Origin of the sequence: Thauera aminoaromatica, assembly GCF_000021765.1 — a bacterium.
GTDB classification, from domain to species: domain Bacteria; phylum Pseudomonadota; class Gammaproteobacteria; order Burkholderiales; family Rhodocyclaceae; genus Thauera; species Thauera aminoaromatica.
On record NC_011662.2, the window covers coordinates 2,317,241 to 2,339,765 of the forward strand.

Annotated in this window: 19 protein-coding genes and 3 pseudogenes; 7 read left to right on the top strand and 15 right to left on the bottom strand. The window is 60.5% G+C overall.

Annotated features, from left to right (window positions below; translation table 11 throughout):
- Nucleotides 1-152 precede the first annotated feature (152 nt).
- Nucleotides 153-1,871: a glycoside hydrolase family 13 protein gene (locus TMZ1T_RS10180; protein WP_012585327.1), complete on the top strand. Its 1,719-nt coding sequence runs from the start codon at nucleotides 153-155 to the stop codon at nucleotides 1,869-1,871.
- A gap of 127 nt (nucleotides 1,872-1,998) precedes the next feature.
- Here the strand turns inward: TMZ1T_RS10180 and TMZ1T_RS10185 are convergent, their stop codons facing one another.
- On the bottom strand, nucleotides 1,999-2,829 hold the full coding sequence (locus TMZ1T_RS10185) for an SIR2 family NAD-dependent protein deacylase (RefSeq protein WP_004310855.1): 831 nt from the start codon (nucleotides 2,827-2,829) through the stop codon (nucleotides 1,999-2,001).
- Nucleotides 2,830-2,857: 28 nt separating this feature from the next.
- Nucleotides 2,858-3,931 carry a TMAO reductase system periplasmic protein TorT gene (gene torT / locus TMZ1T_RS10190; protein WP_012585328.1) on the bottom strand — a complete coding sequence of 358 codons (1,074 nt, stop codon included), beginning with the start codon at nucleotides 3,929-3,931 and terminating at the stop codon, nucleotides 2,858-2,860.
- A 105-nt stretch (nucleotides 3,932-4,036) separates the two neighbouring features.
- On the opposite strand from torT, the gene TMZ1T_RS10195 reads away from it, so the two are divergent.
- Nucleotides 4,037-7,042, top strand: a complete 3,006-nt coding sequence (locus tag TMZ1T_RS10195) for an ATP-binding protein (RefSeq protein WP_261788882.1) — start codon at nucleotides 4,037-4,039, stop codon at nucleotides 7,040-7,042.
- Here the strand turns inward: TMZ1T_RS10195 and TMZ1T_RS10200 are convergent.
- The gene (locus tag TMZ1T_RS10200) at nucleotides 7,003-7,731 is read right to left on the bottom strand and encodes a response regulator (RefSeq protein ID WP_004310857.1); all 729 of its coding nucleotides are present in this window, start codon (nucleotides 7,729-7,731) and stop codon (nucleotides 7,003-7,005) included. The genes TMZ1T_RS10195 and TMZ1T_RS10200 overlap by 40 nt on opposite strands.
- A 323-nt stretch (nucleotides 7,732-8,054) precedes the next feature.
- Here TMZ1T_RS10200 and TMZ1T_RS20250 point away from each other — a divergent pair, with 323 nt between their 5' ends.
- Both TMZ1T_RS20250 and tnpB read left to right on the top strand, forming a co-directional pair.
- The gene (locus TMZ1T_RS20250; RefSeq protein WP_020691084.1) at nucleotides 8,055-8,372 is read left to right on the top strand and encodes a transposase; all 318 of its coding nucleotides are present in this window, start codon (nucleotides 8,055-8,057) and stop codon (nucleotides 8,370-8,372) included.
- Between the two features lie 87 nt (nucleotides 8,373-8,459).
- Complete coding sequence (gene tnpB, locus TMZ1T_RS21785) at nucleotides 8,460-8,669, top strand: IS66 family insertion sequence element accessory protein TnpB (RefSeq protein WP_407083905.1); 210 nt, start codon at nucleotides 8,460-8,462, stop codon at nucleotides 8,667-8,669.
- Between the two features lie 128 nt (nucleotides 8,670-8,797).
- Here the strand turns inward: tnpB and TMZ1T_RS20540 are convergent.
- Nucleotides 8,798-9,595 (bottom strand): annotated as a pseudogene (locus TMZ1T_RS20540) (IS5 family transposase); the annotation flags it as partial.
- A gap of 725 nt (nucleotides 9,596-10,320) precedes the next feature.
- Between TMZ1T_RS20540 and TMZ1T_RS20545 the strand changes: the two are divergent.
- A complete protein-coding gene (locus tag TMZ1T_RS20545) occupies nucleotides 10,321-12,348 on the top strand; it encodes a hypothetical protein (protein WP_012585330.1) in 2,028 nt (675 codons plus the stop codon).
- Between the two features lie 154 nt (nucleotides 12,349-12,502).
- On the opposite strand, the pseudogene TMZ1T_RS10215 reads toward TMZ1T_RS20545, so the two are convergent.
- Nucleotides 12,503-12,902: pseudogene (locus TMZ1T_RS10215) on the bottom strand (transposase family protein); the annotation flags it as partial.
- Between the two features lie 221 nt (nucleotides 12,903-13,123).
- Here TMZ1T_RS10215 and TMZ1T_RS21085 point away from each other — a divergent pair.
- Together TMZ1T_RS21085 and TMZ1T_RS21090 are read left to right on the top strand one after the other, a co-directional pair.
- Complete coding sequence (locus TMZ1T_RS21085) at nucleotides 13,124-14,113, top strand: AAA family ATPase (RefSeq protein ID WP_012585331.1); 990 nt, start codon at nucleotides 13,124-13,126, stop codon at nucleotides 14,111-14,113.
- 5 nt (nucleotides 14,114-14,118) lie between these two features.
- Nucleotides 14,119-15,561 carry a hypothetical protein gene (locus TMZ1T_RS21090; RefSeq protein ID WP_012585332.1) on the top strand — a complete coding sequence of 481 codons (1,443 nt, stop codon included), beginning with the start codon at nucleotides 14,119-14,121 and terminating at the stop codon, nucleotides 15,559-15,561.
- A 514-nt stretch (nucleotides 15,562-16,075) separates the two neighbouring features.
- On the opposite strand, the gene TMZ1T_RS10220 is transcribed toward TMZ1T_RS21090, so the two are convergent.
- The 10 genes and pseudogenes from TMZ1T_RS10220 to TMZ1T_RS10260 form a co-directional block, all read right to left on the bottom strand.
- Nucleotides 16,076-16,351 carry an H-NS histone family protein gene (locus TMZ1T_RS10220; protein ID WP_012585333.1) on the bottom strand — a complete coding sequence of 92 codons (276 nt, stop codon included), beginning with the start codon at nucleotides 16,349-16,351 and terminating at the stop codon, nucleotides 16,076-16,078.
- A gap of 72 nt (nucleotides 16,352-16,423) precedes the next feature.
- The gene (locus tag TMZ1T_RS10225) at nucleotides 16,424-16,879 is read right to left on the bottom strand and encodes a LexA family protein (RefSeq protein ID WP_012585334.1); all 456 of its coding nucleotides are present in this window, start codon (nucleotides 16,877-16,879) and stop codon (nucleotides 16,424-16,426) included.
- Nucleotides 16,880-17,236: 357 nt separating this feature from the next.
- A pseudogene (locus TMZ1T_RS21095) lies at nucleotides 17,237-17,712 on the bottom strand (IS1634 family transposase); the annotation flags it as partial.
- 449 nt (nucleotides 17,713-18,161) lie between these two features.
- Nucleotides 18,162-18,425: an EexN family lipoprotein gene (locus TMZ1T_RS10230; RefSeq protein WP_012585335.1), complete on the bottom strand. Its 264-nt coding sequence runs from the start codon at nucleotides 18,423-18,425 to the stop codon at nucleotides 18,162-18,164.
- Nucleotides 18,426-18,446: 21 nt separating this feature from the next.
- Nucleotides 18,447-19,367, bottom strand: coding sequence for a LysR family transcriptional regulator (locus TMZ1T_RS10235; RefSeq protein ID WP_012584383.1), 921 nt, complete (start codon nucleotides 19,365-19,367; stop codon nucleotides 18,447-18,449).
- Between the two features lie 136 nt (nucleotides 19,368-19,503).
- Entirely contained in the window at nucleotides 19,504-19,953 is a 450-nt protein-coding gene (locus TMZ1T_RS10240; protein ID WP_012585336.1) for a hypothetical protein, read from the bottom strand.
- A gap of 30 nt (nucleotides 19,954-19,983) precedes the next feature.
- Nucleotides 19,984-20,265 carry a hypothetical protein gene (locus TMZ1T_RS10245; RefSeq protein WP_012584381.1) on the bottom strand — a complete coding sequence of 94 codons (282 nt, stop codon included), beginning with the start codon at nucleotides 20,263-20,265 and terminating at the stop codon, nucleotides 19,984-19,986.
- Between the two features lie 109 nt (nucleotides 20,266-20,374).
- Nucleotides 20,375-21,082, bottom strand: a complete 708-nt coding sequence (locus TMZ1T_RS10250) for a coiled-coil domain-containing protein (protein WP_012584380.1) — start codon at nucleotides 21,080-21,082, stop codon at nucleotides 20,375-20,377.
- Nucleotides 21,083-21,130: 48 nt separating this feature from the next.
- Nucleotides 21,131-21,739, bottom strand: coding sequence for a sll1863 family stress response protein (locus tag TMZ1T_RS10255; protein ID WP_012584379.1), 609 nt, complete (start codon nucleotides 21,737-21,739; stop codon nucleotides 21,131-21,133).
- A 36-nt stretch (nucleotides 21,740-21,775) separates the two neighbouring features.
- Nucleotides 21,776-22,513, bottom strand: a complete 738-nt coding sequence (locus TMZ1T_RS10260) for a CerR family C-terminal domain-containing protein (RefSeq protein ID WP_222702374.1) — start codon at nucleotides 22,511-22,513, stop codon at nucleotides 21,776-21,778.
- Nucleotides 22,514-22,525: the final 12 nt, after the last annotated feature.

The following is a 22,525-nucleotide window of genomic DNA, read 5'->3' on the forward strand; positions in this document are numbered from 1 at the left end:
GCCGGGGGGGCGGGGGCGCAGCAATTCAAGGTTCCGTCGCGCCTGCGATGGCAACAGGCGCACGGGTTCGTCCGGCCTGCGTTCGTCATCCCGCGGGCGCGGGCCTACAATCGAACGCGGCCTCCCGAACAACCCGCCTGCTCGGTGCAATCATGCCCCCCTCTGCAGCCCCCTCCGTCGGCCCGCAGCCGGTTTCGAGCCCCGCTGCCCCCTGGTGGAAATCCGCCGTCGCCTACCAGCTCTACCCGCGCAGCTTCATGGACAGCGACGGCGACGGCATCGGCGACCTGCGCGGGATCCTCGCGCGGCTCGACTACCTGCAATGGCTGGGCGTCGATGTGATCTGGATTTGCCCGATCTTCGACTCCCCGAACGACGACAACGGCTACGATATCCGCGACTACCGCAAGATCCTGTCGACCTTCGGCACCATGGAGGATTTCGACCGCCTGCTCGCCGAAGTCCACCGCCGCGGCATGAGGCTGATCCTCGACCTGGTGCTCAACCACACCAGCGACGAGCACCCCTGGTTCCTCGAGTCGCGCGCCTCGCCCGACAACCCCAAGCGCGACTGGTACATCTGGCGCGAGGGCCGCGACGGGCATCCGCCCAACAACTGGGAGAGCATCTTCCGCGGCCCCGCGTGGGCCCGGGACCCGGCCACCGGGCAGTACTACCTGCACCTGTTCACCCGCCGCCAGCCCGACCTCGACTGGACCAATCCGGAGATGCGCGCGGCCTTCCACGACATCGTGCGCTGGTGGCTGGACAAGGGCATCGACGGCTTCCGCCTCGATGCGGTGAGCCACATCCGCAAGATGCCGGGCCTGCCCGACCTGCCCAATCCGCGCGGCCTGCCCTGGGTGCCGTCCTTCGCCATGCACATGAACGTCGACGGCGTGCTCGACACCATCGGCGAGCTCTGCCGCGAGACCTTCCGCCGCTACGACGTGATGACCGTGGGCGAGGCCAACGGCGTCGGCCCGCGCGAGGCGGTGGAGTGGGTGGGCAGCGACCGCGGCCGGCTCGACATGATCTTCCAGTTCGAGCACCTGGCGCTGTGGTCGCGCGCGCCCGGCGCGCCGCTCGACGTGGTCGCGCTCAAGAAGGTGCTGTCGCGCTGGCAGCATGCGCTGCACGGCAAGGGCTGGAACGCGCTCTTCCTGGAGAACCACGACATCCCCCGCGTCGTCTCCAAGTGGGGCGACACCGGCGCGCTGTGGCGCGAGAGCGCGACCGCGCTGGCGACGATGTACTTCCTGATGGAGGGCACGCCCTTCATCTACCAGGGCCAGGAGATCGGCATGACCAACGGCGTCTTCGAGCGCATCGAGGACTTCGACGACGTGCTGGCGAAGAACGACTACGCGCAGCGCCGCCTGGCCGGCGAGGAGGAGGGCGCGATCGTCGCCGACCTCGTGCTCACCGGCCGCGACCCGGCGCGCACGCCGATGCAGTGGGACGACGGCCCTCAGGCGGGCTTCACGCGCGGACGGCCGTGGCTGGCGGTCAATCCCAACCATCGCCGCATCAACGTCGCCCAGCAGCGCCACGACCCGGCTTCGGTGCTCAACCACTACCGCCGCCTGATCGCGCTGCGCAAGGCCGAGCCGGCGCTGGTGCTCGGCGACTATCGCCTGCTGATGAAGGACGACGCGCAGATCTACGCCTACCAGCGCCGGCTGGACGGCGAGCGCATTGCGGTGATCGTCAACCTGAGCCCTCGCCCGGCGCGCTTCGATCATCCCGGCGTGGTGCTCCGCCACGAACGCCTGCTGCTCGCCAACCGCGCCGTCGAAGCGCACCCTGCCGCCCACGCGCTCGAGCTCGCACCCTACGAGGCCCGCGTATACCGCGTGGGAAAAATGTAGGCGCGCCGCAAGGCGCGAAACGGGCGCTCCGGAGATCGACGCACGTCGACAGCTGATCGCCGGTTACGCCCGCAGCCGTGCCGGTTAATGTAGAAGGAGCGCCGCAAGGCGCGAATCGGGCGTCGGGTCAGCGGTGCCGGACCAGGGCCGCATGGACGGTGGCAATGCCTTCGAGTGCACCGCAGCGCAGGTGGATCGCGCCCGCCGGGAGCATCGGCTCCGCCTGCGGGTTGATGCGCACCAGCCGTCCGCCGATCGACTCGGCGAAGCGGCGCACCGTGGGCACGTTCTCGCCCGCGCCGAGCTCGATCACCACGGGCCTGCGCACGTGCTCCAGCCAGGCGACCAGCCCCGCCTCCTGCGCCTCGGTGCGGCGTGGAATCCAGGCCCAGTCGCCGAACATCAGGATGTTGGGCCGCGCGACGCCGCCGCAATGCGGGCAGCGCGGCGGCTCGCCGAGCAGTCTGCAGGCTTCCTCGTCCACCTGCGGCTCGAAGCCCTCCGCGCACCACACCGCGCCCCGGCAGCCGCGCTGGCACTGCAGGTGATGAATCGAGCCGTGCACCTCCATGATCCGCGCATCGGCAAAGCCGGCCTTCTGAAACTGCCCATCCACATTCGAGGTAAAGACGAAGGCGCCGCCGCGCAATCCCGCGGCGATCTCCTGCAGCAGCGCGAAGCCCCGGTGCGGCACGGTGCGCCGGTAGAGCGCCAGGCGGTGCCCGTAGAACCCCCAGGCGAGCGCCGGATCGCGCTCGAACGCGGCCGGATTGGCGATCTCCTCGAAGCGCACGTGGGCGCGGCCGAGCGCCGGATAGGCCCGCCAGAAGCCCTCGGGGCCGCGGAAATCCGGCAGCCCGGAATCCACCCCCATGCCCGCGCCCGCGGCGACGATCAGCCCGTCGGTCTCGCGCAGCCATCGGGCGATGCGGGCAAGGGGATCGGCAGGTGGATTCATCGGCTTTCGGAGGCGGAGAAGGGATTTCTCAGGGCAGTGCCGGTGCGATCTGATACACCGGTACGAAACCCGCCGGCGGCAACATCCACTGCACCGGGAAACGTCCCAGCGAGCTCTTGTCCACGAGTTCGACCGCCGGGCCGAGGTAGGGCTCGATCGGCCGCCCCTCCAGCGCCCGCAAGGCCTGACGCACCGCCAGCCGCCCCTGCAGCACCGGGAAATCCGTCACCGCCGCGAGGATGCGGCCGCGCAGGATGCCACCATGGACGGCCGGAGTCAGGTAGGACGACACGATCGCCGTCGCCCCCTCGCGTCCGCGCCGGCGCAGCGCGGCGATCGCGGCCTCGGCCATGGGCGCGTTGCCGACCAGGTAATCGAGCTGCGGCTGCTCGTCGAGCACAGCCTCCACCAGCCGGCGCTGGATCGCGCGCCCCGTGTCACCGTGGCGCTCGGCGACGACGTTCACCGCGCTGCCTGCGATGCCCGTGCGGAAACCGCGGTCGATGAAGCCCACCCAGTCCGCGTCCGCCGGTCCGGGAATCCACGCGATCCGCGCGGGGGGACCGCCCGCGGGATGGCGTGCGGCCAGCCAGCGGCCGATCGTCCAGCCGAGCTGGTACCAGGGCACGGCGATGCGCGCGCGCACCACCTGCGGGTCGATGTCGTTCACCACCCCGAGCACGAGCCGATGGTCGAGTTGCGGCGCGAGCAGGTCGTTGAGCCCGCCGCGGCTGACGGTGCCGATCAGCAGCGCATCGACCGCCTCATCCTCCAGGCACTCCGCCACGCGTTCACGCTGGCGGGCGAGCTGCCCGTAGCCGCCGGCCTCGCGTACGCCCAGGCCGAGGCCGAGCGCGCGCGCCTCCTCGGTCATGCCGAAATTCACCGCCAGCCAGTAGCTGTCCTTCAGGTGCGGGTAGATCGCGCACAGGCGCCAGCCACGCGTGGGGGAGGGCGGAACGATGTCCGGCCCGGTCTCGGCCGCGCCGTTTGCCGCGCGATGATCGCCTGCCCAGCGTTGCAGCGGCCACTCGGCTGCCGGCTGCGCACCGGCCAGCGCCGCGGCGCAGCTCGGCAGCGCGCCCAGCGCAAGCCCGAGCAACCCGTGGCGGACGCTGCGCCGGTAAGATGAAACCCATCGACTCGTCGCCTTCGACCACTGCGCAAGCACACCCGCTCCCCACCGACCGTGACCGCCCCATCTTACGTGAAACCCCGCCACGAACGCCGCTTCGGCCTGCGCGAACGCCTGCTGCTGGGGCTGCTCGTCGCCGCGCTCGGCACCGTACTGGTGGCGGTGGTGGGCTGGGTCAGCTTCCAGCGCGTGGTGAGCAGCCAGCAGGCGATCGTGCGCGACACCCTGCCGGCCGCCGACGCGCTGCACGAGGCGGTGCGCGCCAACGCCCGCCTCGCGGCGCTTGCGCCGCGGCTGCTGCGGGCGGATTCGGCGGCCGAGCTCGATCAGTTGCGCGCCGCGCTCGGTGTCGACGTGCCGTTGGTGCGCGACCGCCTGGCGGCGCTGCGCTCGCCGCACGTCGAGACGGAGCTGCGCGAGCGCCTGCTGGCGACCGGCGACCGCCTCGCCGCCGGCCTCGAAGGCATGAGCGCGGCGATCGACCAACGCCTGCGCCTGCGTGCAGCCCGCCTCGAGCGCATCGACACGCTGCGCGCGGCGATCGACGGACTCGACGAGCTTGCCCGCATCCACGCGGATAACGCCACCGCTCAGCTCGTGTCCACCCTCACGACCCTGCTGCAGCCCGACCCCGGGCAGGGCGCGCCGAGCTTGGCCGAGCGCGAGGCTGCGCGCGAGCGTGTGCTCGATCTCGACATCGATAGCCTCGAACGCATGCACGAACTCAACCTCACCGTGCATGCGCTCGGCTTTCTCATCGGCCGCCTCGACGAGCTCGACTCGGGCGCACGGCTGCAGGCGGCACGCGTCGAGTTCGCCGCGCACCTCGCACTGCTGGCGCGCCGGCTCGCGGATATCGCCGACCCGGGTGGGCGGGAGCAGGGCGAGCGGGTGCTCCGATTGCTCGCCTCGGCGCTGGACGAGGAGGGTACCTTCGCACTGCGCGCACGCGAGATCGCCCTGCGCGCGCAGGTGGAGACCTTGCAGGGCGTGGTCGGCGAACTCACCACCGAGCTCGACGCCCTCGCCGGCGAGCTGATCCACCGCGGCGGCCGCATCCTCGCCGCCGCCGGATCGGCCGCCGAACGCAGCGCGACCTCGGGTCTGATCGCCTTCGGCGTGATCGCCGCGGCGCTGCTGCTGGTGACCCTGGGCGTCACCGTCCATGCGCTGCGGCGTCACACGCTCGGGCGCCTGCGCGCGCTGGAAGAGGCCACCCTCGCACTCGCGTCCGGCCGACGCGAGGTGGCGATCGACACCGCGGGCGACGACGAGCTGGCCTCGCTCGCGGTCGCGCTCGAACGCTTCCGCGCCAACGCGATCGAGCGCGACCGCTTCGCAGAAGAGCTTCGGCAGCAGCAGCAGGAGCTCGAGAATCAGGTGCTGGCGCGCACCGCGCAGCTGCGCGAGGCCAACGCCGCGCTCGCGCGCGAGACCGCCGACCACGCTCGCGCCCGTCACGCCGCCGAGCAGGCCGACCGCGCCAAGACCGCCTTCCTCGGCACCGTCAGCCACGAGCTGCGCACCCCGCTCGCGGGTATCCTCGGTCTGCTCGAACTCGTCGAGGACGCCAGCTCGACCACCGAGCGCAAGCAGTACCAGGCGCAGATGCGCGCCGCGGCCGTGCTGCTGCTCGAGTTGCTCGAGGACATGCTCGACTTCGCCCGCATCGAAGCGGGCGGCGTGCAGGTCGACAAGGCGAGCTTCAGCCTGCGCGACACGGTGAACGATGTCTTCGCGGTGCAGGGCACGCGCGCCGCGGTACGCGGGCTCGCGCTGATCGCCGAGGTCGATCCCGCGCTGCCCGACGCGGTGCAGGGCGACCGCCGCAAGCTCAGCCAGATCCTGCTCAACCTGGTCGGCAACGCGATCAAATTCAGCGACACGGGCGCGGTGACGGTGCGCGTGCGCGCCGGTACGCAACCCGACCACCTGCACTTCGCCGTCGAGGACCACGGCATCGGCATCGAGCCCGCGCGCCAGCAGGAGGTCTTCGAGCCCTTCGTGCAGGTGCGCGACAGCGGCCGCCACCACGCCGGCACCGGCCTCGGGCTGGCGGTGTGCCGCCGCCTGGTCGAGGCCATGGGCGGCGCGATCGAGCTGAAGAGCGCGCCGGGGCAGGGCACCACGGTGAGTTTCGAGATCCCCCTCCCGGCGACCGCAGCGGCGGCCGTCGAGGCCTTGCCTGCCGCGACGGAGCCGAAGCGGACCGCGCTGCCCCCCGGCCACCGCGTGCTGGTGGTCGAGGACGACGAGGTCAATCGCATGGTGGTCGAGCGCTTCCTCGACGCCCTCGGTCAGCAGGCGGTGTGTGCGCCCGACATCCAGAACGCACTGCGCCTGCTGCAGGCGCGCCCGATCGACCTCGCCCTGATCGACATGAACCTGCCCGACGGCGACGGCCGCGAGCTGCTCGCCCGCCTGCGCGCGCTGCCGGCGCACGCGCACACTCCGGCCGTGCTGATGTCGGCCCACATCCCGCGCCGAGAGGTCGATGCGCTGCTCGAAGCGGGCTTCGCCGCCTTCCTGTCCAAGCCCTTCGCGCGCGAGCGCCTGCGCGCGCTGCTCGCCGATCTCCTTGCCGAGCCAGCGGCCGCAGTGCCCACGCGAGGCACGGCGGGTGTCGCGGAGGTACTGCAGGCGACAGACTGGATCGACGCCGATTTCCTGCGTGCGGAGCGGGAGGCGCTGGGCGAGGAGACCGTGGCCGACATCGTCGGCGTCTTTCGCACGCAGGGCCAGCCGCTGATCGACGCGCTGCTCGCCGCCGCCCGCGCCGGCGAGCACGAAGCCTGCGCACGCCTCGCGCACAAGCTGCGCGGCGCCGCGGGCAACGTGGGGGCAGGGCGGCTGGCGGAATGCGCGGGCGCGCTGGAGGAGGCGCTGAAACCGGACCCGACGGGGGACGCGCCGCGCGTGGGCGCGATCGGCGACCTGGCCGTGCGCGCGGGCGAGCTGGGCGAGGCCTGGTCGTACACGCTGCAGGCGCTCGACGCCTTGCGTTCTGCGGCGGACGACGCCGAAGCGCAAAGGCCGGATCAGACCCCGCCAGGCTCGACGTCGGCAGCCAGCCGATAGCCCTCGCCGCGGATCGTTGCGATCAGCGAGTCCGTACGTGCCGGATCGTCGAGCTTCGCGCGCAGGCGGCGCACCAGCACATCCACCGAACGGTCCTGCGGCGACCAGTCGTGCCCGCTCACCGCGCGGCTGAGGCGATCGCGGTCGAGGATCTCGCCGGGGTGGCGCACCAGCAGCGCGAGCACTTCGAATTCGCCGCGCGTCAGCGCCACGTCCTGCCCCGCGCGGTCGCGCAGCCTGCGCCGCGAAAGTTCCAGCACCCAGCCCGCGAAGCGCAGGCTGTCCGCCGTCTCCGCCGGACGCGTCGCGCTGCGCCGCAGCAGGCTCTTGACGCGGGCGAGCAGCTCGCGCGGGTTGAAGGGCTTGGTCACGTAGTCGTCGGCGCCCACCTCGAGCCCGACGATCTTGTCGACGTCGTCGTTGCGGCTGGTGACGAGGATGATGCCGATCGAGGCGTCGCGCGCGCGCAGCTCGCGCGCCAACGACAAGCCGTCCTGACCGGGCAGGTTGATGTCGAGGAGCACGAGGTCGACCTCTCCCTGGGCGAGCTGTCGCCAGAAGGACTCGCCGTCGCCGGCCAGCAGCACGCGGTAGCCTTCCTTTGAAAAGTAGGCATTCATGCGCGCCTGCGCGACGAGATCGTCGTCGACGACCAAGAGGGTGACGTGGGATTCGAGGGGCGCTTGCATGGGATCGCGAGGAACGCGAGGGGTGGGAGGCAGGAAGGAGCAAGGAGGACAGGCGGGATTCTAAGGCTGGAAGGCGAACGTTCATTCCACTAATGCTGTAACTGGACGCATCTTTTCTAGTCAAGCCCTTAGCGACAGTTGGTAACAGCTTTAGTGGAGGCCATTTATCGTAATCATGTAACTCTCGCGACGTTTCACGTAAAAATGTAGATCTGATCCCCAGAACGGTTTTAAGTGGGTGTTGGCTCCGACCTCCAGCTTGGCCGTCGCTGACGATCAGCACCTCGGACTGAGCCCCCACCTTTGTGCCCACAATGAATTACATGGGCACAAAGGTGGACCAGCGCCCGCGTCGCGGTACCCGTGGGCCGTGCCGTCGCCACACCACAGAGTTCAAGCGCGCCGTCGTCAAGCAGTCGCGGCAGCCAGGTGCCTCAGTGTCGCGGCTTGCGCACCCCCACGACATCAACGCCAAGCAGATATTCGCGTGGCGCAAGGGCCAGCACGAAGGTCGCTTGGGCGTCGCTGCGTTCGTGCCGATCATCCGCACCGACACCGACGCGTTGGACGCGCCCGAGATGCTCGATGCCCCAGCAGTCGCGCTCGGTCGGCTGACGATCGAGGCAAGGGCGCACGGCTGACCGTCGAAGGAGGTCTCGACGGCACTTTCCCGCGCGGCTTCATGCTCTGCTACTGCTGCGACGAGCGTCCCGCGTTACGGCAAGCGAATCTGTACCGCGGCCGGCATTATCGACATGCGGCGCGGCTTCGATGGGCTCGCTGCGCTCGCTCAGACACCATTCGAGACCGATCCCTTTAGCGGCCAGATCGTCGCGTTCAATCGTGTTTCGGGGCCTAGCGCGGAAACCGGATCAGGGCGCTACGGTGGAATGGCGACGGATTCACGCAGGAAGCGAGCGTCCACCGGCGATCTGTAACTTGATCGGCGGGGCCAACCTCAACGAGGCTGACTCCGAGGCCTGCCTCCGGCATGTGATCGGCTACAAGCCGATCGGGCTCCAGGGCGCAAACCTGATATTCCAGGTGATATCAGCCGCCGGTATGAGCGCGGACCGATCGAGGACATCTTGTGGTTGAAGCGCTTTTTCGCCTCGGTCAGCGGATGCTGCTTGCTGGCCTTGAGCGAGACGTCCCAGAACAAGCCTGCCTTGCGGACCAGACCCTTGAGCTTTTTGTTCACGTAGCCCTTGTCGCCGAACACCGCCCGGTCATCTTCACGCACCCGGTGCGGCAACTGGTTGATGTCCGAGCCGTTGGCTGGCGTCACGGATACGGTATGCATGAGCCCGGAATTGACGTCGGCACCCACGTGAACCTTCATGCCAAGTTACAACTCGTTGCCCTTCTTGTCTCTAGGTCGCGCTGCTTGTCCCAATTCTTCGTCGAGGGCGGCGCATGGATGATCGTGGCGTCAACCATCGTGCCGCCCCTTGAGCCGTAGTCCGCGCTACTCGAGCGTGTCGTTGATGATGTTCACCATCTGCGAGGTCAGTGCGTGCTTCTCGAGCAGGTGGAAGACCTTGAGGATCGTCGTCTCGTCGGGCATCGCTTCGTCGGTCAAGCCCAGCCCCGCAAAGCGGCGCATCGACTCGACCTCGTAAAGCGCATCCTCCATCGCCGTATCGGACAGCGCGTACCAATGCCGCATGAACTAGATCCGCAGCATCGCCGCAAGCGGCATCGGCGGACGCCCGCGTCGGCCCGTCGTCGGGTAGTGCGGCTCGATTTCTGCCAGCAGCGCAGCCCAAGGCACGACCTTCTCCATCCCGGCCGGGAGGCGCTCCCTGCGCGTCTGCTTCTTTTTCCGTTCGAAAGCCAGCGAGGCGAAAGTCGTTTGCTTCATGGTGGCAGTGCTGCTCATGACCTCAGTATTTTGCCGGCTCCGAGTAGATCAGAGCCTCCCTAGACGCACCCCTCCCTCGAAAGACAAGGGTGAATCCCCCACCGCAGGCCATAAATGGGCTCAGGAGGTTCAGGTTGTCGAGTTGCCCCAGTGCCACAGCGGCTTCGTCCTACCGAACCATGAGTAGATGTGCGCGCCTGAGTAGATCCAGTTGTGTCACAGCAGAACTACCACGATAGCGAGACTACACGTGCCCACAGCGCGAGCATTGCCGTAGCCGTCTTATCTCGCAACCAAGTGCAAAAAGCTTTTTAAAACAGAACGTTAGTAATTAAGACCTTAGCAAGATTGCCGCAAGGTGAAAAAAAACTCCTTGTGTGTATCACCTTCAGCCGAGAGCAGCAAAGTGAAAAATAATCCGGAAGATTTTCACTTTGCAATCAATCTTTTGAACGCGCGAGATTTTGTAGTAAGTTCCTTCGTATCGAAGATACGAAAACTGTAGCTACAAAAGTGAGTCGTCAGCGTCTCCGGAAGTCACCTTTGCGAAAAAGTGAAGAGGGGCATGAAAGCGCCTTAATTTACACGCGCCAATTAAAGTGCATTGAAAACTTTTTAAAACAATGTCTTAATTCTTGAGTTCGCTTTTATCTTTCTATGTAAATAATAAAACTATTTAAAAAAATGCATGAAATAAATTAAACCGCTCTGGCAGGCGTGCAAACATGAAGACGCGTGAAAATCCACTAGGCAGACAATTGCCCTGTCTGCTGAGAACTGGGAATGAAGATCTAGATGTTTGGCCCACTCCAGATGATGGAGTCCTCACAGAGTCCGATCGAAAAAAATATCTGATGAGAAAAGAAGCCGTAAGACTATACCTCGCAGGCTACGGCGATAGCTTAATTCGAGAAAAATGCGAGATCGGACTTAAACAGACTTACCGATTGATCACTGAGCGATGCCTTAAGACCCATCCCGATGGTCGCATATATGGATTCCGTGGGTTAATACCGAAACTAAGAATCAAACCTTACAAGCGAAAGCGAAAAGTAAAAGTCAACGAATTTGGTGGAGGTGCTGTCGGTGCGATGGGCCTGGTTCTTGATTTGAATCCAGATCTACGTAGATCCTTCGATAAGAAAATATTGGAGTCCGCCAGTTCAAGCACCCTATCTCTGATAAGAAAGCCGCGCCAAGCTCTATGGAAGTGGTTCTTAGATCGCCTGCGAGACTTAGGCTATGAGGTTAGGGGCGAGTGGCCGTTCAATACAATCACTAATGGATATAATTCCGTATGCCGATACATCGATCTTGTTTACAAATTAAATCCAAAAATGGCCGCGCGAGCCATTGGTGGCAAAACCCTTGAAAGAAAGTTGATTACCGGGGATGGCGTGGACCGTCCCGTAAAGAGGGTGCTGCAGCGGGTTGAGATGGACGCCCATAAACTAGATGGGCGATTCTGTGTATTGATGCCCAATGGTGATGGCGATCATGTGCCGCGAATCGTCCACAGGTTATGGGTGATCGTAATTTTGGATGTTGAATCACGAGCCGTTCTGGGATACCACTTTGCATTAGGAAAAGAGGTTTCTAAGACTGACGTCCTTCGAGCGATTAAATCTGCTCTGACTCGATGGCGACGACGAATATTATCTCCCGGCCTCCAACATATCTATTGGGATAATGCTAATTTTCCTTCAGGGATGTCGGACAGATATGTTGGCATGTGCTGGGACGAAACGAGCGTTGACGGCGCTCTCGCCGAGACGTGCAAAAGGGTAGAACAGTTTCTAAGGGACGTCGTAAGTTCGAGATTAATTTCGCCAAAGGAGGGATTTGCATCCCGGCGAGGCCTTGATGAGCGCCCATTTATTGAAACATTCTTTCGAGTTCTTGCAGGCGGGGGGTTGCACAAAATGTCAAATACCACAGGCTCAAAACCCAAGGATCGTAAGGGGCGGGAGCCGGAGGAGGTTGCATTGAATAGTCAGTTTCAACTTGAATATGCGGAGGACTTAATTGATGTCTTGATTGCGAATTATAATGCAACGCCCCATACCAGTCTTGGGTATCGCACTCCATTGCAGTTTCTCGAGTATGCAACTAATCGCCCTGACTTCTCTTTTCGATACGCAGACCCCGAGCAGGTTAGCCTCCTGCTAAGCTTAAGAAAAAAATGCAAAGTGCATGGCGGCGTCCAAGAAGGAAGAGCGCCTTATGTGAATTTCGAGAACGCCAGGTATACAAACGAGATACTTTCGCAGCGTTTTGACCTAGCGGGGAAATATATAGACGTGATCAATCATGAAGAGAATGACGCAAGAATCGCACTAGCCTCCACGTCGGACGGACAAAGCCTCGGCGTTCTTCGTGCTGGTCCGCCATGGCATAGATTCCCCCATAGCTTGCGAATTAGGGCCGCCATTAAAGGCATGATAAGGAAGAAAATGTTCTACGTGGCATCAGGCACCGATGCGACCGAGGCGTTTGTGGAATATTGCGAGTCTCAGTCCAATAAAAAACTTCCGCCACATCCATCTTACCTCGAATTTCGCAGAATAATCGCGAACTCGGAGCGGAACGAATCCGAAGAACTCCTCAGGGTTGCGCTAGATACCATTAGCTCGAGCGATGAGGCGGAAATTGCTCGAAGAGATCAAGCCATCGGTGGAAAGGATTCTGATAGTGAGGTGAATGAGTGCTCTCAAGGAAGTTCCCCTCGACGCCGAAAAGCAGCATCGAGTTAAGGAACCTCTGATCAATCCATGTTCTGAGCGCACTCACCCAGGCCAGCCGTTTCCACTGATCCCGATGATCGATATCTCCGCTTCCACTGCTTCTTTTCGAGGCCTTAATGGCTCCGAGCGTCCGTTTTCGGGCGCAGCGGGCAGATTTCGGCTATCAACTCGCTAAGGCGCGCCTCGCAAGATAGAGATCGGTCAAACCGAACGGCGAGAACCCACGCGCGACGTTTTCGCGATCTCCTTGTAGCCCCCCTTCGTGTAGGCGAACTGGCGCTTGATGACGCGAAACATGTGCTCGACGTGTGCGCGGATCGGAGACATGTTGTGGTTGAAGCGCTTGTTCGCCTCGGTCAGAGGGCGCTGCTTGCTGGCCGTGAACGACGCGGCCCAGAACAGGCCCGCGTCGCGCACCAAGTGCGACAACTGGTTGATGTCCGAGACGTTGGCGGGCATCACCGAAACGGTATGCACGCGTCCGGAATCAGGTCGGCGCCTACGCGGACCTTCATGCTGAAGTACCACTGGTTGCCCTTCTTGGTTTGATGCATCTCGGGGTCGGCGTGAGATCACGGCGGAGTGACACCCCGTGGCTCAAATACGCTCATAAGGGCATTGCACGCATACGTGAGAGGTCCTCTCCCCGTATGTGGTAGCCAGAACCAGATCTGTTCGTCGTTGAACAGACAGCACGAGAAGCGGTAGTTGTCTGTCTCGCAGAATAATTTTCGTCGGCACCTATTGGGTATTGCTGCCTTCGAATTGACAAGGAGCTTTATCGATGGATAGCCAAGAAGGAATCGACGTCGACGATCGCCATCCTGTCCTACGTGGCGAGTACGCTATATTCACAGCTCCGATAGACGAAATGATTCAAACGATTGGAAATTGGATCGACCTTAGAGTAACCGGTGGATATATTTATGGCCCATCCCGTTACGGAAAATCTAAAACCATAAAGTGGTTCCTTTTCTCTCTCCTAGAAGAAAGATTTGGAACAAGAGTACCTCTCGTTGTTTGGATTCGCCGGGATTCGTCGATCACTGAAAGAGAGTTTTGGAATGATCTTCTTCAGGCTGCTAATTATGAATTCTATGATCCGCTAAAACCGAAGAGTCGAACAGTTGGCCGCTATCTCTTTACAGAAAGACTTTATACTATGGCTTTGTCATCTAGGAGGAGTTTCGTTACTGTTCTAATAGACGAAGCGCATGAGGTGACGCTAAAGGAATGGAAGTGGCTTCTCGGACTACAGAATGCGCTTGATGCCAGAGGCGTTCGCCTTTGCGTTATATCAATAGGCTCACATGGCATTTTATTTCAACCTAACTACCTAGCCAGAACGGGCAATGCACACATTACTGCTAGATTTTTCTCTCAAGACATGCGTTTTAGAGGATTGAGATCGAGTAAAGAACTCGAGTTCGTTCTCAATGGCTATGACCTTGATTCTGAGTGGCCTGCAGAGAGTGGAATAACTTACCTCCAATATTTCGCGCCTGATTATTTTAAAAAAGGGAAAAGGCTTGCCGCTTATTCGACTGATATCTGGGACGCGTTTGTTAAACTAACCCCCGACGACGTAAAGAAACAGAAGAACTACAAGCCAGAAATAGGCATGAAACATGTAGCCGAAACGGTCGAGACTATCCTTAGACGCCTAAAAAATGGGGAAGATTGGGATGCATTAACGGATAAGGGTGAGTTATTGAGAGTGGTTGCCAGTACTAAATTCACAGACTACATGCGAACCGTTATGGCAAAACAGTAGTTGTCATGTCCATAATGAAAACTATATCAAAGGACAATAAAATAAATAACAAAAAAACCCCGCTATGCTTAAATTGGGGGAGGGGAAGGCTTATATATTATCAATCATTTACTAGTTTCGCGGCAATCTTCTGCAATTTGAATTGCATCGGACCGAGAGAGTTTAGAGAGTATTGGTTCGAAACCATCGGCGTAAATATTTTAGAATGGAACAAAGCCGGATATAGCAAGGAGCAAATCGAACTCATAGCAAATACCATCGATGAACCTATTTCGATTGTTAAAACTGTTTTCTATGAGACACTCTCGAACAGAAAATTTAGGCTTATAGAAGAAAAATTAAGAATAATTGATTCTGTTCGATACTGTGAAAAGTGCTTGCAATTAGGTTATCACGGCCGGATTCATGAAGATGCACTTATGGCGAAGTGTCCGGTGCATGGCGAAGACTTGAAAGTTACGTATAGTCGAAAGATCACTGGGGCGAAGTGGGACTGTGCGGTGCGAGCTTTAAGTGATGTATTCATGGAGTACTACGTTGATTGGCCTGGTTGCGTCTCAGGTGATTCTCTTCGAATTCAAAGAATGTTTTTTGCATCTCAGAGAAGATATTTCGAGTGGAAGCATTCAGTTGCATCTGAGATCGGGAGTTGGACTCCTTTGGACACAGAGGACTCTTATGAAAGCAGGGATTGCGTCGTTAACGAAATTGATTCACTCCTCGGTAGGCTGCAATGGATCAAGAGGCTTGATGCAAAATTTATAAAATTCATGATCGCCGCACCACGTTCATTAAAACCTAAGAGCTACAATTTAAGCAAATCTTTATCACGAGAGCTAACGAGCCTGCTTCAGAGAATTGATTTAAACATCTTGCTGGGCATTCTCAATACCTCATACCTTATCGAAGAAATGAAATTCCTTGGCGTCAAGAACGACAATCCCGATGGGTATGAGGACATAATCACTCATAGATCGGTTAGGTGTGAGTGCGTTTGGAGAAGAGGGCGATATTCGCGCTGGACCAAGGTCCCAAAAGAGGAGGTCCGGTATAGTATTAACTATATTTGTCCGTATGTAGATGCTCGGGGCGAACTAGAATTGCGGTGGGGAAATCCGTTGATGTGCAGTATGTTCCGAGCGGGCATGGAAGCGTTTTCTTACTCTGCGAGCGTCCGTTGTTACGCAGAGATAGGTGTTTTCGACGTTGAATGGGTCAGTAGGGGTGCGATACGCAAGGTTGCCTTGGTTCGCCCTAGATTTACGCTTGAGCTTTCTGATTTTCTAACCTCAATACAGGTTGCTATATTTGAATCGTATTTATCTGATTTGAGGAGCTGGCTGAATCAGGCGGATGACGGAAAGGATATTGATTTTGAAATCGGCGTTTTGCCAAGAGCCTTTCTGATAGAGAAGGATGGTTTGGTGGATGCGGTGCTGGTTTGGTGAGACCTGCTTGCTCTACTTGCATTCACTCAGTAGGCGTGGAGTTGACTGAACATTACTTATGGAAATCCGATCTATTCCGGGATGAGACGATACCAATCTCGTAAAGCGCAACGCCTTCATGGAGCAAAGCACGTTCGCCCTCTGGCATTCGAACGGAAAGGCAAGCAGACGCTTCGGGAGCGCTTCTTCGGTCATGCGGTGGGCGGCCCTGCTGGGGGTGCTCGAGCCGCACTCTTCGATGACTGGCTGAAAGGGGATGCCCGGCGGTGGGAGCAGATCGAGAGTGGTGGTTGGTTGCGTGCCTTATACCTTCCGAAGTCGCCCATCAGGGCCATGAGGGGGGCGGTTCTTCCCGCAGCAGATGCGTGTTGTGTTGAAATCGCTGTACCGTACGGTCGGTGGGAGGTTCTGAATCAAACGGCAGGCAGATTGAAAAGCGGCCGGCACACTCAATCAAGAGTGACCGACCGTCTTTCACACAAACGCACTCAGCCTGAGCGCTGCATTTCTATCGTCAGACCGCAAAGTCCTCCCGGTTCTTACCATCGAGCCAGCGCGGAGCGCGCCCACGGCCGGTCCAAGTTTCGCCGGTTTCCGGGTTGCGGTACTTGACTGCCACTGCTTTTCCAATGGACTTCTGCTTGCCGAAAAGCTCGTCAACCGTGAGGTCGAACGTGCCGATCAGGCTACGGGCATTCTGCAGTGCGTCCGCGCGCTCAGCCTTCTTGATCTGAGCGATCTGTTGTTCGAGGGCTTCTTTTTGAGCAAGGAGTTCTTGAAGGGACGTCATTATTCTCTCGTGGCGAGTCTGGAAAGGGTTACTCCGTTTCTGGAGTCGAGCGAGAGAATAACACGGCTTTTATCAAGCGGGGATGCGTTTGAACTTCCCGATAACGACTACCCAGACTTCCAGATCGTTTCTCTCCTTCAACGTTAAAGGCGGGTATTTTGGATGTCCCGCCAGAAGCATCACACTGCCAACCCTGATTGAAAGCCTCTTTACGAGCCGCTCGCCGTTCACAAAAGCCACGACGAGGTGACCGTGTACCGGTTTAATGCTTCGATCAACGACCAGAACATCGCCCTCGAAAATGTCCGCTTCTTGCATCGAATCGCCTTTGACGGTGAAGAAAAAGGTCGAGATCGGATTGCGGACGAGGTACTCCTTGATGTCCAGACGCTTCTGCGCGTAGTCCTCTGCGGGTGATGGAAAACCTGCGGAAACAGGCGTCGGCCCGGTCGGGATGAATATCGCCGGAGAGTCGAGCGCTGCCAAGAGGAACTCTTCGTTGATAGGGGAGGGACTCACGAACATCATTCTTTCTTGTTCTCGGGTGCCAGTGTAGGCACGTCTTCCGGGCCAGCAGCTTCAGATGGCCAGGGCGATCGGTAGGTCGCTCCAGGAGGTGGTGTAAGCGGGAGCTGTACTGCAATCGGTCAAAGGTGCGTGACGGACGCCCCGTGTCGGTCATCTATCGATGCCTCATCGGCGCGCGTGTTTCGTAAGCGTCCGCCCACTGCCGTCTTCCCCCCGGGATAGCTGTCGCTGACGATCGCCCCAAGGAGGGGGCACCCAAATTTGTGCCCACAATTGCATTCATGGACACAAATTTGGACCAACGCCGGCATCGCGGCCTGCGCGGGCCATACCGCCGCCATTCGATCGATTTCAAGCGCGCAGTCGTCGAACTTCGCTGACCGCGTGGTAGAAGCGCGCGTTGGCGCCGCTGTCCGAGTACCGCGCCCGCGGAGATTCACACCTTCGCCCTGCTCGGTGAGCTAGCCCGACCATTGGTTTGCCTGGCGGATCAGCTCATCGAGACGCGCATTGCGCTGATCCGCCTTGGTGGCCGAAGCCATTGGATCGTGCGCGACCACCAACCGCGGCGCGCTCCAGGGGTGCTCCGCGATCACTTCCTGCGTGGGCGGTGGTGTCGTTGGTCGTGGAAGGGTTAGAGCAACTCGACGAACTCGCTGTAGCCCCCGGCCCGGCGCCGCGTCGATGAATTCGAGCGGCTTGTCGCTGGCTAGGCGCACGGCCTTCAACGCCTCGAGGTGTGTCCAGGCTGAGCAGCCAGCGGTCGGCGTCCAGCATCAGGCGCTGCGCCGATAGGAAGCGCTCGAGCACCTCTTGTTGAGCGTGGGCAACAGGGGGGTTCTCATCCATCAGGTGCTGACGCACTCGGGGCTGCTACCGACTGGGTGTCACTGACCGCCACACGTGCTGGACCGTGTTGAAGACGTGGGGCGGGAGTCGTTTGAGCTCACGCCGGAGGACGGCTCCGAGGCACGCTAAGGTTTCACGCTTTTCGACTCGAGCGCCACAAAAGCTGCAAGTTTTGAGGAAAACTCAAGTGCTTTGACGATTTCTCGAGTTCAGCGGGCGAGGCGAGGGTGGTGCGAACTTCTGGTTGTCGGCCAGAGCCGACCTTGGACCCCTCGCCCAACTCGGTCGGCAATGCGCCGTTAACCGGCCGTTAAGCCCCTGACTGCGGGCAGTGGCCGCTTCTCTAGCCGATGAACCCGAACTTCCGACTCTTGATCAGACCTTAACCATCTCCGCCGTGCGCTTATCTGAATGATTGGCGGGATGCCAACGATCAGAACTTGGGCTGGTTCTCCGGCGGTGTGTAGGGCACTTTGCCGTCACCATAGAACCGCTTGCGCGTGGCCTCGGCAACTCGGTTGCATAGCTCGTCGCCCAATCGAGCGCGTTCCAGCTTGCATTGCTGGCGCAGCTCTTTCAGGCGCTCGGGGTTGGATGCCAATGCCTCCACAGTTGGCAGGTCTGCCTTTTGCGGCACTTCGGACTGGCCGCAGCCGGTCAATACCACGGCCAGCAAGAACGGAATGGCTTTCTTCATGGCTCGGGCTTCTCTAAAGAGTCAGGATGGACGGCCCGATATGGGCCGGTTGGCTTCGGGTGATTCGATGGCTTGGACCCGTTCAATGAAATGAGCCAACGTCTCCGAGGGGACACCATCAAGACGCAGTAGGTAGGTCGTGAGTACCGGCGAGCGTCCTGCCAGGGGTCGCGCTACGACACCCGGCTCCCGACTTGTCGCGATATGCGCGGCACCTGTCAGCCCCAGCGCAAAACCTGCAGATACCAGCGCCATCATCAGATCGGAGGAAGCGACCCGCTCGGCAATCAGCGGCTCCATATCCACCCGCCGCAGCACGCGCTCAACTTGTCGCGCATCGCCTTCGCATACCGTTGGATCGCACAGCACCAACGGATAACGCAGCAACTCTTCCAGCGGAATGCGCTTGTGCGCCAGTAGAGGATGGCGTGCCGGAACAGCCACCATAAGCGGGTCGCTCCATACCGGTTCGGCAATGAGTCCATCACCGACCTCATCGGATCGGGCGAAGCCCACGTCGTACAGGTCGTCATGCAGCCCCTTTATCTGCTGCGATAGCGGAACCTCGAACAGCCGGATTTCGACCTCGGGCTCTTCCTGCCGGCACAGCGCCAGCAGAGCAGGCAACCTAGATGGTGTGATGCCGTCCGACAAGGCAATGCGCAATTGGCCATGAAATCCATTAGCGGCCGCCTTTACACTGTCGCGCGCCTGCTGCAAGGCGGCGAAGACACGCCGGACATGTTCCAAGAATAGTTTGCCCGCGAGGGTCAGTCGTGTGCTGCGTGTGGTGCGGGCGAACAGCGTCACGCCCAGCTCCTCTTCTAACTCCTTGATCGCTCGCGATAGCGGAGACTGTTCGATATGCAGCCGCTCAGCAGCTCGGGCGAAGTGGAGTTCTTCGGCCACGGCCAGAAAGCAGCGCAAGTGACGAAGTTCCATGCGTCCCCTTCCTCACTGGGTGGCTGGCAAATCCTTGCCGTGATAACTGAGTTCCGCGTTGGCACAGATCGACGTCTCGCGGTGCATTCTTCTTGTGAGCACTCACCGGCACAGCCGGTCGGTTGCGCCCCATTCTTTAAGGCTTTCGAGAAGCCAGGAGCTTGCGAAGTGCGCCCAGAATGCCAACGCCAAGAGTCAAGCTGCTGCCAAGATTCTCGATGCGGTGGCCGGCTGCGGTGGCCAGTTGCACGATGCCTTGCGTATCGGCCGTGACTATTTCAAGCGCGGCGGCCTCCATCTCGGCAAGTGCCTCCAGTTCAGGGGAATGTGGCTCATGCAAGGTGTAACCCAGCAAAATGAGCGCCGCCACCAAGTAAAGGGTAGCGATTGCCAGTGTTGCCCCGAGATCGCCGAGAGGAGCTTTGATGGCCAGGAACAGTGCATAAGTCGCCAGCCCGGAGGTAACGATGAACGCCGCGACAGCCAGAGCGGCGGTGACGCTGCGCCGCATGAGTTGTCGAAGCAGGACTTGGCGGCGCAGAAATGCGATGCGGCCATAAAGTTTTGCAGAGTTGAGAGTCGACATAGGAGACCTTTCAAGGAAAGCACAAATCGGTTATCGAGCCTGGTAACCGATGACGATGCCCGCAGCCAGGCCGATGCTAAGCGCGGCCAGCGCCGTCAAGCGCGGGTGCCTATTCAGATCGTCCGCAAACTCATCAAGGGTTTCGTTTACAGCTTTCAAGAAAGCGTCAGCATCGTGCAATTGAGAACGTGCTTCGCCGACGCCGGTCGCTTCTTCGATGGGCGGCGGGGCTTCATCATCCGGCTTCGGCCGTTGGCGAGCTTGCTCGGCGATCTGTACGCCAAGGGCTTTGATTTCATTTGCCAGATTCATCGCCTTTCCTCTTCAATAGAATTTTCCGGCTGTCACCTTCCCATGCATCTGCACATGCGCCAGAGACGAGAATGCGCAGGACATGTCTGCGTCTCCGGCATTAGGGAGATTACTTTTTAGCCTCGTCGATGGACTGGCGGATAGACGCATAGGTCTCAGAGAAAAGCCGCTGGGCTTCCCCATAGCTCTTTTTCGTGGTCTCCCATACCTCGGCCGAGGCTTTTGAGACCCGGGCCTTGGTCTCCTCCACGTCTGCATTCAGTGCAGCAATACGCCCTTCAATGGCTGCGCGCTGATCTGCCGCGAGCTTGGCCGCGTCGGCACGCAATCCAGCAAGCGCTTTCTGCTGCGCATTCAGTTCCGCCTCCAGTACGGCACGCTGTGTAGCGATGCTGGCCTTGCTTTCTTCAAGATACTTGTCTCGGGCGGCCTGGAAGGTGGCCCAATCGTTGTCGAGTGCCTGACGTGCTTCGGCGATCTGGGCATCGCTCCAGTCCTTTGCGTTGACTGCGGCATCTTGAGCCCGGCGGCGATAGGCATCCCGCTGCTTGCGCAGGTCCGCCAACGCCGCATCGGCCTTGGTACGCGCCTCGTCCCGGAGCCTGCTGGCGTCTTTTTCCAGGGCAGTAATGTTGGCATCAAGCTGGGCCAGCCGATCCTGCGACCACGCCAGTGCTTGATGAACCTTTGAGGGCTCCTTCTGCGTGGCGGCTGAAGCGGCCTGTGCTTCTGCATTTTGTGCCAGTGCGGGAGGGGCCGACAGCAGCGCTGCCTGAGTAAGCAGCGCCAAGGCGACCGTGGAAAAGCGAAGTTTCATGGTGATTTCTCCTGATGAGCCAAAACAAAAGCAATGCGGCGCCTAGGTTCAGAGAACCTTGGAAAAGGCATCCTTGATCTTCTGGACCGTGACGTCGTGAGCTGCCTTGGCATTGGTGAACCCCTGCTTGACGGCACGCCAGGATTCATCGCCGGCGTCCTTGACCTCGCCGATGCGCGCCTGGAACTTCTCGGCCTCAGTGGAAAGGTGATCGAACGCGGCATCGAGTTCGCCGCGGGCCTTCTCGACGGCATCGGCCGCTTGGTCACGCAACTCCTTCAGGGAGTTTTGCCACGCTTGCCGCTGTGCGCGCGCACGGACGACGACGATGCTGCGCACGGTTTTCACTTGGTCGCCGGTCGTGGCGACAAATTGCTGGAGGGCGGACTCGACCTCGACCCATTCGGCTTCGAGCTTGTCCTGAATCTCGCCCGCTTCCTGCTTCGCGGTATCCGCCTGGGCGCGCAGATCATCGTAGTACTGCTGCAGCTTCGCGCGGGATGCCGCGAGGCGTGCGCGAGCTGTATCGGCTTGCTTGCGGGCATCCTCCTTGATACTGGCGGCCGATTTCTCGACCTCGGAGAGAATGGCATCGGTCTCATCGAGACGCTGCTTCGCCCATGCGATGGTCTGGTGTACGTAGGATTGGAGAGTCATAGTGCATTTCCTTTCAGTTGAGAGGGATTGATGGAGTCAAGTGGGGCCTGTTTTTCGGTTCGCGCTGTCATCAGCCGGCCGAACAGCAAGAAAGCCGCTTCGGCAGAGATCGCGGACCATGTCCGTGATCTGCCTGACGGCTTCGTTCTGAATGCTTTGCCAGTCCATGCCACGGAGCATCACGCCGCGCAGAAACCTGAAACTGAAAATTGCCGTCAGAATTGCGATGACGCGCAGCCGCAGTGCCTCGTCATCGGAAGATCTGCCGCTAAACTGGCTGGCGGCATGCACTAGACGCTCCTGCAGCGGAGCGATTGCGCGTCCGTAAATCAGGGCGAAGGCGTCGTCGTTGTCGTAAGCGCAGCGGGCCACGAATGCCGTCCAGGCATGCGGCTCGGCTTCCTCCAGCATGGTGTGGAGCAGTTGGATCAGTGCGAGTTCGAAGCGAGCGGAAAGCCCGACGTCCGACGTATCGTCAAGCAAGGCTGCGGCTTCCGCGAAGCGAATGGCCGCATATTCGGCGATCATGTCCGCTGCGGCCAGATAGAGTTCCTTCTTGCTGCCGAAATGGTAGGGAATGGCCGACAGCGTGGTTTTAGCCGCTTGGGACAAGGCACGTGTGGTTGCCCCCTCGTAGCCAACGGCAGCGACAACGTCAATCGTCGCTTCGATCAACTGCGATCGGGTCTTGGCACTGCGGGCCTCGTGGCCGCTGGTTGTTTCGGCATGATTTGGCATACATCCTCCGACTGTTCCGATGAAAATATAGTTCATACGAACGATCTT

Coding starts and splice junctions, on each gene's coding strand:
- TMZ1T_RS10240 (WP_012585336.1), bottom strand. CDS start 19,953: ATGTCGACTCTCAACTCTGCAAAACTTTATGGCCGCATCGCATTTCTG.
- TMZ1T_RS10250 (WP_012584380.1), bottom strand. CDS start 21,082: ATGAAACTTCGCTTTTCCACGGTCGCCTTGGCGCTGCTTACTCAGGCA.
- TMZ1T_RS10185 (WP_004310855.1), bottom strand. CDS start 2,829: ATGAATCCACCTGCCGATCCCCTTGCCCGCATCGCCCGATGGCTGCGC.
- TMZ1T_RS10200 (WP_004310857.1), bottom strand. CDS start 7,731: ATGCAAGCGCCCCTCGAATCCCACGTCACCCTCTTGGTCGTCGACGAC.
- TMZ1T_RS10245 (WP_012584381.1), bottom strand. CDS start 20,265: ATGAATCTGGCAAATGAAATCAAAGCCCTTGGCGTACAGATCGCCGAG.
- TMZ1T_RS10260 (WP_222702374.1), bottom strand. CDS start 22,513: ATGAACTATATTTTCATCGGAACAGTCGGAGGATGTATGCCAAATCAT.
- TMZ1T_RS10235 (WP_012584383.1), bottom strand. CDS start 19,367: ATGGAACTTCGTCACTTGCGCTGCTTTCTGGCCGTGGCCGAAGAACTC.
- TMZ1T_RS20250 (WP_020691084.1), top strand. CDS start 8,055: ATGGGCACAAAGGTGGACCAGCGCCCGCGTCGCGGTACCCGTGGGCCG.
- TMZ1T_RS21085 (WP_012585331.1), top strand. CDS start 13,124: ATGGATAGCCAAGAAGGAATCGACGTCGACGATCGCCATCCTGTCCTA.
- TMZ1T_RS10230 (WP_012585335.1), bottom strand. CDS start 18,425: ATGAAGAAAGCCATTCCGTTCTTGCTGGCCGTGGTATTGACCGGCTGC.
- TMZ1T_RS10180 (WP_012585327.1), top strand. CDS start 153: ATGCCCCCCTCTGCAGCCCCCTCCGTCGGCCCGCAGCCGGTTTCGAGC.
- TMZ1T_RS10255 (WP_012584379.1), bottom strand. CDS start 21,739: ATGACTCTCCAATCCTACGTACACCAGACCATCGCATGGGCGAAGCAG.
- TMZ1T_RS20545 (WP_012585330.1), top strand. CDS start 10,321: ATGAAGACGCGTGAAAATCCACTAGGCAGACAATTGCCCTGTCTGCTG.
- TMZ1T_RS10220 (WP_012585333.1), bottom strand. CDS start 16,351: ATGACGTCCCTTCAAGAACTCCTTGCTCAAAAAGAAGCCCTCGAACAA.
- TMZ1T_RS10225 (WP_012585334.1), bottom strand. CDS start 16,879: ATGATGTTCGTGAGTCCCTCCCCTATCAACGAAGAGTTCCTCTTGGCA.
- TMZ1T_RS21090 (WP_012585332.1), top strand. CDS start 14,119: ATGTCCATAATGAAAACTATATCAAAGGACAATAAAATAAATAACAAA.